At 71.4% G+C, this 10,469-nt stretch carries 10 protein-coding genes and 1 pseudogene; 6 read left to right on the forward strand and 5 right to left on the reverse strand.

From position 1 onward, the window contains the following. From AB0C29_RS18065 to AB0C29_RS18075, 3 genes and pseudogenes are all read left to right on the forward strand, one after another. Nucleotides 1-244, forward strand: a pseudogene (locus AB0C29_RS18065) (NAD(P)-dependent oxidoreductase); the annotation flags it as partial. Beyond that, the gene (locus AB0C29_RS18070; RefSeq protein ID WP_360821472.1) at nt 241-1,113 is read left to right on the forward strand and encodes an NAD(P)-binding domain-containing protein; all 873 of its coding nucleotides are present in this window, start codon (nt 241-243) and stop codon (nt 1,111-1,113) included. The pseudogene AB0C29_RS18065 and the gene AB0C29_RS18070, both read left to right, overlap by 4 nt. Before the next feature lie 63 nt (nt 1,114-1,176). Further along, complete coding sequence (locus AB0C29_RS18075; protein WP_360821474.1) at nt 1,177-1,536, forward strand: hypothetical protein; 360 nt, start codon at nt 1,177-1,179, stop codon at nt 1,534-1,536. 57 nt (nt 1,537-1,593) lie between these two features. Here AB0C29_RS18075 and AB0C29_RS18080 read toward each other — a convergent pair whose 3' ends face one another. Then, the gene (locus tag AB0C29_RS18080; protein ID WP_360821476.1) at nt 1,594-3,036 is read right to left on the reverse strand and encodes a sulfatase; all 1,443 of its coding nucleotides are present in this window, start codon (nt 3,034-3,036) and stop codon (nt 1,594-1,596) included. Nucleotides 3,037-3,323: 287 nt separating this feature from the next. Between AB0C29_RS18080 and AB0C29_RS18085 the strand changes: the two genes are divergently transcribed. Then, nucleotides 3,324-5,306: an ATP-binding protein gene (locus AB0C29_RS18085; RefSeq protein WP_360821478.1), complete on the forward strand. Its 1,983-nt coding sequence runs from the start codon at nt 3,324-3,326 to the stop codon at nt 5,304-5,306. A gap of 48 nt (nt 5,307-5,354) precedes the next feature. Here AB0C29_RS18085 and AB0C29_RS18090 read toward each other — a convergent pair whose 3' ends face one another. Together AB0C29_RS18090 and AB0C29_RS18095 are read right to left on the reverse strand one after the other, a co-directional pair. Continuing rightward, complete coding sequence (locus tag AB0C29_RS18090) at nt 5,355-6,020, reverse strand: response regulator transcription factor (protein ID WP_360821480.1); 666 nt, start codon at nt 6,018-6,020, stop codon at nt 5,355-5,357. After that, complete coding sequence (locus AB0C29_RS18095) at nt 6,017-7,192, reverse strand: histidine kinase (RefSeq protein ID WP_360821482.1); 1,176 nt, start codon at nt 7,190-7,192, stop codon at nt 6,017-6,019. Before AB0C29_RS18095 ends, AB0C29_RS18090 begins: the two co-directional genes overlap by 4 nt. A 173-nt stretch (nt 7,193-7,365) precedes the next feature. On the opposite strand from AB0C29_RS18095, the gene AB0C29_RS18100 reads away from it, so the two are divergent. Then, entirely contained in the window at nt 7,366-8,220 is an 855-nt protein-coding gene (locus tag AB0C29_RS18100; protein WP_360821484.1) for a hypothetical protein, read from the forward strand. 17 nt (nt 8,221-8,237) lie between these two features. Here AB0C29_RS18100 and AB0C29_RS18105 read toward each other — a convergent pair whose 3' ends face one another. Then, entirely contained in the window at nt 8,238-8,924 is a 687-nt protein-coding gene (locus AB0C29_RS18105) for an FCD domain-containing protein (protein WP_360821486.1), read from the reverse strand. Between the two features lie 10 nt (nt 8,925-8,934). Further along, nucleotides 8,935-10,125, reverse strand: coding sequence for an MFS transporter (locus tag AB0C29_RS18110; protein WP_360821488.1), 1,191 nt, complete (start codon nt 10,123-10,125; stop codon nt 8,935-8,937). Between the two features lie 127 nt (nt 10,126-10,252). Between AB0C29_RS18110 and AB0C29_RS18115 the strand changes: the two genes are divergently transcribed. After that, the coding region (locus tag AB0C29_RS18115) for a hypothetical protein (protein ID WP_360821489.1) at nt 10,253-10,469 on the forward strand (217 nt) is incomplete at its 3' end.

Raw genomic sequence — 10,469 nt, forward strand, 5'->3', positions numbered from 1 at the left:
CGCCATGACCGGCAGCTTCGCCGGCTACGCGGCGACGGTCGACGCCGGGGACTACGCCGGCGAGGGTCAGAGCCTGCGGTTCACCGAGGCAGCCCTGGCCGCCCTGCTGCGCGCGAGCACCGGCCAGGGCGTCTCCACCGAGCTGCTGCAACCCGTGCACGACCTCGTCCGCCGGCAGATCACCGCCGGTCACGGCGATCTCGACACCGCCCGGATCTTCGAAGAGCTGAGGACCACCCGATGAGCCACGAACCTGTCACTGTGATCGGCCTCGGCCCGATGGGCCGGGCCATGGCCGGCGTCCTGCTGCGCGGCGGCCACCCGGTCACCGTGTGGAACCGTACGCCCGCACGCGCCGACGGCCTGGTCGAAGCCGGTGCCACCCGGGCGGCCACCCCGGCGGAGGCGGTGTCCGCGAGCCCGCTCACCATCCTCAGCCTCACCGACTACGAGGCGATGTACCAGATCCTGGGCCGCGACCCGGACTTCCTGACCGGCCGTGACCTCGTCAACCTCAGCTCCGACACGCCCGACGCGTCCCGGGCGGCCGCGACCTGGGCGGCCGGCCACGGCGCGCACTTCGTCACCGGCGGCGTCATGGTGCCACCCCCGGTGGTCGGCAGGCCCGGCGCGTACGTCTACTACAGCGGCCCCGGCGAGATCCTCGCCGCCCACGAACCGGCACTGCGGTTGATCGGCGATCCGCGTCACCTCGGCGCCGACCCGGGGCTGGCCCAGCTGTTCTACCAGGCCCAGCTGAACGTCTTCCTCACCACGTTGTCCGGCCTGCTGCACTCCACCGCCATGGTGACCGCGGCCGGCGTACCGGCGGCCGATTTCCTGCTCGACGCGATGAAGATGCTCACCGACGTCCCGGCGATGGTCGGCAGCGGCGCCGAGCTGGCGGCCCGGATCGCGGCCGGGCACCACCCGGGTGACCTCAGCACCGTTCTGATGATGGGGGCCACGGCCGAGCACGTGCTGCGTACCAGTGAGAAGGCCGGCATCGACCGCGAGCTGCCGGCGGCCGTCAGGTCGCACTACGACCGGGCTGTCGCCGCCGGTCACGGCACCGACGGCTGGACCGCCCTCTACGAAGTGATCAAAGCCTGATTCTTACAAAACCGGTTCAGTTGTCAGGTGTGGGAAAGCCGAATGGGGGGCAACAATGGATGCATGTCTATGGACAGCGAAGATCCGGTTGCCTGCCCCGCCCGTATCACCCTTGACGCGGCACAGCTCGCCTTCTTCGGTGAGCTCCCGGTGCCGGCGCCGAGCGTGCAGTCCGAGCTCGGCTGTGAGCTCGAACGAGGTCATCCGGGCTCCCATGCCGCTCTCGGCCAGCAGGTCGAGGAGACGATGTGGTGGGTTCAGTGGACGCTGAGCGCGTCCGAGATCAACCCGTACACCTGGTGCCCGGTGCGCCAGGACCCGGTCGCGGAGAGCCGCGACGACCTGGATTGCACCCTGTTCGTCGGGCACCCCGGTGGGCATTCGTCTCTCAAGCACGGCTGGCGAAGCAACGAAGCGGCCTGAAACGGTTCAGTGCTATCCGGGCGCGCCGGTCCACGGGGCGTGACGGGCCGGTCCCGGTCAACCGCAGGCAGTGCCCTCACATGTCCGCAATTTCTCCAAGGCGGCGTGCAGCCCGGTGGCGCGGTCCGCGGGCAGCTTCGCGGCGGTGTTGGCGAGTTCGTCCGGGTCACTGGTCCGGTCGTAGAACTCCACCGCGCCGCCCTCGTACTCGACGTAGGTGAAGTCCGGCCCGCGCAGCGCGGAATAGGTCGGCGGAGTCCCGCTGGCCCGGGTCTGCTTGTCCGGGTCGTCGGCCGCCTCGCCGGGGCCGTGGTGCTCGATCAGACCGGTCTCCCGCCAGCCCGCTCCGTGGCCTTCCCGCAGCAGGGCGACCAGGCTGCGGCCGTCCACGGCCGGGTCGGGTGTCACGCCACCGAGCTGCTCGAACGTCGGGCGCAGGTCGGTGTTCTGCACCGCCGCGTCCACCGTGGCGCCGCCGCGAACGCCGGGCCCGGCCATGACAAGTGGCACGTGCACGTCGTGGTCGAAGGCGGTCTGCTTGCCCGCCGCCAGCCGGTGCTCGCCCAGGTGGAAGCCGTTGTCCGAGGTGAAGACCACCACCGTGCGGTCGGCTGCCCCGCTCTCCTCCAGCGTCTGCCGCAGGTGCCCGATCATCCGGTCGATCGACTGCACCGACTGCGCCCGCTTGCGGTACGCCGTGTCGATGGCGGTGATCTGCTTGGCGGTCAGCTGCTCCTGGCCGGCCAACCAGGCGGGCGCATCCGTGGGGAGCCTGTCGAAGGACGGCCCGCGCGGCGCCTTCAGCCCGGGAAACGCTTGCTCGTCCTGCGGTGCCGGGGTGTACGGCCCGTGCGGTGTGAAGGTGGAAACCTCCAGCAGGAACGGATCGCCGGCCTTCGCCGATGCGGTGATGAACGCAGTCGCCTTGTTCTCGATGACAGTCGTCAGGTAATCCCCGGGGGCCTTGCCGTAGTGCTTGACCGTGCCGTTCTCGTTGAGGTTGTAGTCGTATTCGTTGTAGCCGCCCCCGGCCACGTCCCACTCTGTCCAACCGGGGCGCACGCCGTGTTCGGCGGGCTGGTAGCCGTTGAGATACTTGCCCATCATCGCGGTCCGGTAGCCGTGCCCGCGCAGGGTGGTGGCGAAGGTGTCCCGCTCCTGCTGCTGGAAGACGTGGAATCCGCCGTCGTCGCCGCTGTTGGTGAAGACGCCGGTGTTGTGCGGGAACCGGCCGGTCAGAATCGACGCCCGGGACGGGCAGCACAGCGAGTCCGTCACGGTGTATTGCGAGAATGTCGTGCCGTCCCGGGCCAACGCCCGCACGTTCGGCATGTACTGCACCAGATCTGCCGAGAGGTCGTCGGTGAGGATGAACACGACGTTGGTCGGACCCGCGGCAGCGCCCGGCGCGGCTGCGGGACCCGTGCAGGCCGCGGCGGTCATGCCCAGCAGCAGCGTCACCGCGGCGAGCGCCGGCCCCTTGCGGAACAGTGAATTCATCGTCCGGACGTTAGGCGGCGATCGATCGACAACGATCAGCGCGACGTACGGGATCGGTAAAGCCGGACCACCTGCGGCCGTCGCTTGGGCGTACGGGCAGCATCTGTCGTCTTTCCGGGCACTTTCGGCCAATTCTGAACCAGGACCGGTTCAACCGAGTACTCACATGGGAGCGATCCCAGATGGAGGCCCGGGGACGTCCACCTGATCCGCGGGCACGCAGGAACTGCCATGAATGAGGTCTCGTGGGGCGTAAACCGAGGTCCATCCGTTCCAAGATCATCCTGGTGCTGCTGGTACCCGTCGCGGCGTTGACCGCGCTGTGGATCCTGGATGTCAACGCGTCGTTCGCCGACGCGGCGGCGCTGCGGAACACCAACCACACCCAGGACAACGTCAGCCAGCCGTGCGACACGATGGTGGCGGCGCTGCAGGCCGAGCGCAGCATGTCCGTCGAGATCCTGGCGGCGGCCGGTGGAGACATCGCCGCGCTGCGCGTCCAACGGGCGGCGACCGACGCGGCCGTCGCCGAGTTCCGCGACCTTTCCCGGCACTTCCGGGGCAGCGGCATCTCGGCCGACATCACCCGGGCCCGGATCGCCGACATGCTCGCCGCCCGCGACTCCCTGACCCTGCTGCGCACCCAGGTGGACGCCGGAAGCATCACCCGGGCCGTGGCCGTGACCGGTTACAACGCCATCATCAGCTACGCCTTCAGCGTCTCCACCGCGGCTGCCGTCTCCAGCGATCCGCTGGTGGAACGGGTCATGCGCACCTCGGTCGCCATGCGCCGCACCGGCGAGCTGTTCCATCAGGCGGACGCCCTGCTGACCGGCGTGACGTCGGCGGGCCGGTTCGACGCCGGGGAACGTCGGCAGCTGACCGAGATCGTCGGGGCGTTGCGCTTCCAGATCCCGGTCGCCGGCTCCACGCTGCCGGCGCCGGACCAGGCCGCCTTCAAGAGCATGCTCAGTGGCCCCAACTTCGTGGCGCTGCGGGCGGCCGAGGATCGCATCCTCCGGGACGAGGGCTTCGGCGGACCGGTGTCGACCACCCGGGCCGAGTGGAAGGCGACCTTCATCCCGGCTGTCCGTCAGTTCTACGACTTCCTGGCCACCGGCTACGGCAAGGCCGCGGAGTTCGCCGACGCGGAACGCGACCGGATCATGTTCCGGTTCGGCATCTCCGGCATGCTGGGCCTGATCGCCATCCTGGCGTCGCTGCTCCTGTCGATCCGCATCGGCGGTTCCGTCGTACGGCGGCTGTCGGTCCTGCGCACAGCGGCCAACGAGCTGGCCCATCGCAGACTGCCCGACATGGTCGTGCGGCTGCGGGCGGGCGAGCAGATCGACACGGACGGCGACCCGCTGCGCCTGTCCCTGGGCGACGACGAGATCGCCGACGTCGGAGCCGCACTGAGCGAGGTGCAGCAGAGCGCGATCGACTCCGCGGCCGGCGAGGCCGCGCTGCGCTACGACATGAACAAGGCCCTGGTCAACATCGCCCGCCGCAACCAGACGCTGGTGGACCGGCAGCTCCAGGCCCTCGCCCAGACGCCGGCCGGGGACGCCACCGCAGAACGCGCGACGGCCCGGGCCGAGCAGCTGGCCGTCCAGATGCGCCGGCACGCCGAACACCTCGTGATTCTCGCGGGCTCCGCGCGCAGCCGGCGCGGATTCGGCCCGGAGCCGCTGGCCCGGGTCATCACCCGGGCGGCGGGCGAGGTGGAACACGCGGAACGGATCGAGATCGGCCCGCTGACGGACGCGGAAGTGCCGGAGCCGGCCGTGACCGACCTCGGGCATCTGCTCGCCGAGCTGCTGGAGAACGGTACGACGTTCTCGCCGCCGGACACGCCGGTACGGGTGTCGGCCCAACGGGTCCCGGACGGCGTCACGATCGAGATCGAGGACCAGGGCCTGGGGATGTCCCGGTCCGTCCTGGACGAGACCAATCGCCGGCTGGCCGAGCCGCAGGAGTTCGACCCGGCCAAGAGCGCGCGGCTCGGCCTCTTCGTCGTCGGGTTCCTGGCCGCTCAGTGGGGGATCGGTGTGGTGCTCCGGCCGTCACCGCACCGCGGCGTCATCGCGACGGTGACGCTTCCGTCCGAGCTGGCCGTCCAGGTGGCCGCACCGGTCACAGCGCCGGGCGGGGGAGCCCGCCGCTCCAATGCGTCCAAGCTGGTGGGCATGGTCGCGCAGGGCCGCCGAGGAACACCCGAGCCGGGCGCGGTGCCCCGGCACGCCGTGGAGGACGCGCAAGGCCGCTGACCGCGGGCAGGTCGGCGGCGACACGCGCCACCGCAGCGGCGCGGCCGGTCAGCGGTTGAGGCCGGCGCGGTGGGCGAGGATGGCGGCCTGGACGCGGTTGGTGAGCTCGAGCTTGGTGAGGATCCGGCTGATGTGGGTCTTGACGGTGGCTTCGCTGAGGTGGAGCCGCCGGGCGATGTCGGCGTTGGTCAGCCCGTCGGCGAGAGCTTGCAGGACTTCGCGTTCCTTGAGAGTGAGGGCAAGCAGCCGCTGTTGAGCCTCGGCCTGGGCCGGCTCGGTGGTGCCGGGTTCGCTGTCGCGGGCGAAGGTGTCGAGCAGGCGCCGGGTGATGCGGGGGGAGAGCATGGCGTCGCCGGCATGGGCGGCCCGCACCGCGGCGATCATCTCCTCGCCGGTGGCATCCTTGAGCAGAAATCCGACGGCGCCGTTGCGCAGGGCGGTGCGCACGTACTCGTCGAGGTCGAAGGTGGTCAGGACGACGACCTTCGGCGGGTGCGGCAGCCGGCCGAGTGCCGTGGTGGCGCTGAGCCCGTCGGTGCCGGGCATGCGGATGTCGACCAGGGCCACGTCCGGGTGGTGCCGGCGGGCCTGGTCGACGGCGTCGGTGCCGTCGGGGGCCTCGGCGACGACGCTGATGTCGTCGGCAGCCTGCAGGATCGTGCGCAGCATGGCCCGGACCATCCACTCGTCGTCGACGACGAGAACCCGGATCATCGGATCTCTTGCGGGGCGACGGGCATCGTGGCGGTGAGTTCGTACCCGCCGTCGCGGGTAGGACCGGCGGTCAGGTGTCCGCCGACGAGGTGGACACGTTCGCGCAGCCCGACCAGCCCGTGCCCACCGGGTGGTAGGGCCGGCGCAGCGGCGTGGACGGTGGGTTCATTGTGGATGGTGACGCGCAGCGTGCCGGGGTCGTACCGGATGTGGATCCGGGTGGCAGCAGCGCCGGCGTGTTTGTGCACGTTGGTGAGCGCTTCCTGGACCACCCGGTAGCCGGCCTGTTCGACCATGGACGGTAGGGCGCGGGGTTGCCCGTCCCACTCGACGGTGACGGGAGTGCCGGCTGCCCGGGATTGTTCGGCCAGGCGGGGTACGTCGGCCAGGGTCGGCTGGGGCGCCAGCGGTGCGACGGGTTCCCCGGTGCGCAGCACCCCCACGAGGTCGCGGAGCTCGTCGAGGGCGTCCCGGCCGATCGAGCGGATGCGGCGGGCGAGCACCGGGCGTTCGGCGTCGGCGGCCACCTCCAGCGCGGTGGCGTGCAGCACCATCAGGCTGACCCGGTGGGCGACCACGTCGTGCATGTCGTGGGCGATCCGGGCGCGTTCCTCGGCGCGGGCGTGCTCGGCGAGCAGGTGTCGTTCACGCTCGGCTCGGTCGGCCCGCTCACGCAGGCTGGTCACCAGGTCGCGCCGGGCCGTCGCCCACAGCCCGAGCAGGGTGGGGGCCAGGCACACGGCGATGCTGAGCGGGATGATCGAGTCGAGTCCCTGCCGCCGGAACGGCACCGCGACCGCGATGGTCACGCCGGCGGTGACGGCCGCGACGACACGCCGGGACCGTTGGTGGGCACCCAGGCCGTACTGGCCGACGATCACGGCGGGATAGGCCGCAGCGACCACCCACGCCACCATGGCGGTGGCCGCCGGCAGCAGCGGCCGGTGGCGCCGGCAGAGGGTTGCGGCGCCGATCAGCACGCCGAGTCCGATGGTGACCGGCGGCGGCGGATGCCAGGGCAGGTACGGCGAGCCGCCGAACACAGTGGAGTCCATCGCCGGCCCGGCGGTGCTGACCGCGCAGACCGCGGCGAGCAGGACGTCGACGGCTCGGTCGCGCCGCGGCAGGGACCGGCCGAGCCACGCCGACCAGGCCACTGCCGCGGTGCTCATGGGCCCGAGTCTAGGCAGCCGGCCGGTCCGGGGAGTCGTCCGAAGGAGGTATGCCGGCGCCGGTGGCCGCCATCCTTCGACGGACCCGGCGACGACTTTTCCCCGACGCGGCGGTGCCCGGCTGCTCCCTAGCGTGGTGCCGACCACCGCCCGTACGAGTCAGGGAGCCAGCGATGCCGACCGGAGCACAACCCGATCGCCGGTCGCGCCTCGCGCGGGCGCTACTGGCCGCCTACGGTGGCTACGCGATGGTGGCAGTGATCCTGCTGCCGATGACCGCCGGTGACGGCTTGCTGGTCAACGCGGCCGTCGTCGTCTCGGCGCTGGGCGGAGTGGCCAGCCTGGCATTGAGCCTGCGTTTCGGCCGCCCGCCCACCCGGCGGCAGGTCATCGCGCTGCACGTCGCTTTGGTGCCGATCCAGTTCATCCTGAGCATCCCGTCGAGCATCGTGCTGCTCGGCATGAGCATCTCAGCCGCCGTCGCGGTGGCGATGAAGCCGGTGCTGCCACGCCTCAAGCCGGCCCCGCGCAGGTTCTTCCTCGCTCTGCACGTCGGCTTCTCGGTGGCGTGGCTCGGCCTGTCACTGTCGATGACCGCGTTGAGCCTGATCGGGCTGTCCGCCGACGACCCGGCGCTGCGGCACCACGCCTACCGGGTCATGCACATCTTCGACCTCGGGGTGGTGATCCCGATCGTGCTGTTGTCGCTGCTCAGCGGCCTGGTGGTGGCCCTGCTGACGAAGTGGGGGCTGACCCGCCACTGGTGGGTACTGAGCAAATTCGTCATCGCCCTGAGCATCCCGCTGGCGGCCGGCTTCGCCCAGGAACGCTGGATCACCGAGCTGATCGAGCGCACCGCCGACCCGGCCGTCCAGCCTGGCGGCTCGGGCGTGCGGCTGGTCGTCTGCATGGTCGTCTACGTCGTGCTGCTGGCCACCGCCACCGCGCTGTCGGTGTACAAACCGGGTGGCATGACCCCCTGGGCGAAGCGCAAGCGCGCCGGTGTGGCGGCCCCAGCTGGGCAATGAGACGAAAGGCCACCCCGTCAGGACGGGGTGGCCGGCTCCGCGCCCTCGATCATCGGCTGGAGCAGCGTCGACATGGTGGCTGCCGCGCGTTCGGAGTCGCCGTCGACGATTGCTTGGACCAGGTCGGTGTGCAGCTGGGCCAGGGCGTCCGTCTCGCCGGCCACGTCGTGCAGCTGCACCTCCTCGAACACGCCGAGCAGTCCCTCGTAGACCTCCTGCATCAGCGCGTTGTGGGTGGCGCCGACCACCGCGCGGTGCAGGGCCGAGTCGGCGCGGACCCGCTCGTGCGCGTCGCCGCCGGTCCAGGCGTTCTGCCGCTCGTGCAGGAGGGTGACCAGGCGCTCGGTGTCGGCGTCGGTGCGGCGGACCGCGGCGATCCGGGCCGCCGCGGCGTCCAGCGCCAGCCGCAGCTCCAGGCTGTCGCGGCGGGACGTGGCCGCGACCCGGCGGGACACCGATGAGCGCAGGTCGGACGTCGACACCACGAAGGTCCCGCGGCCCTGCTCGCGCCGCAGGATGCCGGCCTGCACCAGGGAGCCGATCGCCTCGCGGACCGTGTTGCGGCCGGCGCCGCTCCATTCGACCAGCTCGGACTCGGTCGGGATCTTGCTGCCCAGCGGCCAGGTGCCGTCGGTGACCTGGGACCGGAAGAGGTCGGTCACGCGGGTGCTGAGGGCGGCGCGATCAAAACTCGGGCGGGACACGGGGTGCAGCCTAATCGGCGGGCGCGGGGACCGGCCGGCACGCGGCCCAGCCGGCGCCGAGGGTGATCAGCAGGGTGGCCGCCAGCAGCACGTACGTCGAGTTCCAGCCGTCGCTGAGCTGGTTGATCGCGCCGAGGGTCAGCGGGCCGACGCAGCCGATGCCGTAGCCGACGCCCTGGACCAGGCCGGACAGCCGGGAGGCGCTCTGCGGGTCGGCCGCGCGGGCGCCGATCAGGGTCAGGCAGAGCGGGAACGTGCTCACCCCCAGGCCGAAGGCGGTCGCCCAGACGAAGGCGCCGGCCGCCGGGGCCGCCAGCATGCCCCCGTAGCCGACACCCATCAGCGCGACGCACACCACGACGATCGGGTAGCTGTTGCGCATGCGCTTGGTCAGCGGCGGCACCACGAAGGCGGCGATCAGGCCGAGCCCGGCGAACCAGGACAGCAGCAGCGCACTCGCCGTCGTGCTCAGCCCGGCGTCCTCCAGCATGGCCGGGAACCAGGTCACCAGCGTGTAGACGTGCAGCGTGGTCATCGCCATCAGGCCGATCAGGCCCAGAACCAATGGGGTACGCCAGGAGACGCGCGCCGGCGGGGCGGCCGGGGCCGGCTCGGTCCGGGTACGTGACCGGGGAACCGCGACGAACCACAGCACCGCCGCCACGGCGGTCACCGCGGCCCAGGCGCCTGCTGCCGTACGCCAGCCGTACGCGTGGGCCAGCGGCAGCGCGAGCAGCGGTGCGGCCAGCTGGCCGACCTGGAGCAGCACCATGTACATCGTGCTGACCGCGTGCAGCCGCTCCGGGAAGTGCTGCTTCACGATCGGGATCAGGATGACGTTGGACGCGCCGACCCCGGCGAAGGCGATGACGGTGGCGACGATCATGACGGCCGGGGACCACGCGACCGCGCGCAGCAGGATGCCGGCGGTGGTGGCGGTCACCGCGAGCGCGGCGGTACGTTCCAGGCCGAGCCGGCGGGCCAGCGGCGGGGCGGCGAACGCGGCCACCGCGAAGCAGGCGGTCACGATGGTGCCGATGGCCCCGGCGACCAGCGGCCCGAAGTGCAGGTCCTCGGCGGCGTCCCCGGTCAGCACGCTGAATCCGGTCACGGCCGTGCGCAGGTTGAGGGCGGTCAGGGCGACGGCGAGCAGGATGCCCCGGGCCAGCCGGGCCGGGGCGCGCGTGGTGGTGGTCGACACCGGACCAGTGAAACATGGGATTATGGGATGAATCCAGTGCGGGTGATTTTCGCCTGCAGTGAACACCGGAAGATCGGGAACGGCTCCGAGGTTGAGCGCGACATACTCAACTTCTCGGAGGTACCGAGTGACCAGCAAGCGACTCCCCGTGTTGTTCCTTGATGACATCGTCCTGCTCCCCGGCATGGTTGTCCCGATCGAGCTGGATGAGGCGGCGCAGGCCGCCGTCGACGCGGCCCGCACCTCGGCCGGCTCCGAACTGCTCATCGCCCCGCGCCTCGAGGACCGCTACGCGACCCACGGCGTCGTGGCGAGCCTTCAGCAGGTCGGCAAGTCCCGCGGCG

This window comes from Actinoplanes sp. NPDC048791 (genome assembly GCF_040650095.1).
Lineage (GTDB): Bacteria > Actinomycetota > Actinomycetes > Mycobacteriales > Micromonosporaceae > Actinoplanes.

Coding starts and splice junctions, on each gene's coding strand:
- AB0C29_RS18075 (WP_360821474.1), top strand. CDS start 1,177: ATGTCTATGGACAGCGAAGATCCGGTTGCCTGCCCCGCCCGTATCACC.
- AB0C29_RS18080 (WP_360821476.1), bottom strand. CDS start 3,036: ATGAATTCACTGTTCCGCAAGGGGCCGGCGCTCGCCGCGGTGACGCTG.
- AB0C29_RS18090 (WP_360821480.1), bottom strand. CDS start 6,020: ATGATCCGGGTTCTCGTCGTCGACGACGAGTGGATGGTCCGGGCCATG.
- AB0C29_RS18095 (WP_360821482.1), bottom strand. CDS start 7,192: ATGAGCACCGCGGCAGTGGCCTGGTCGGCGTGGCTCGGCCGGTCCCTG.
- AB0C29_RS18100 (WP_360821484.1), top strand. CDS start 7,366: ATGCCGACCGGAGCACAACCCGATCGCCGGTCGCGCCTCGCGCGGGCG.
- AB0C29_RS18070 (WP_360821472.1), top strand. CDS start 241: ATGAGCCACGAACCTGTCACTGTGATCGGCCTCGGCCCGATGGGCCGG.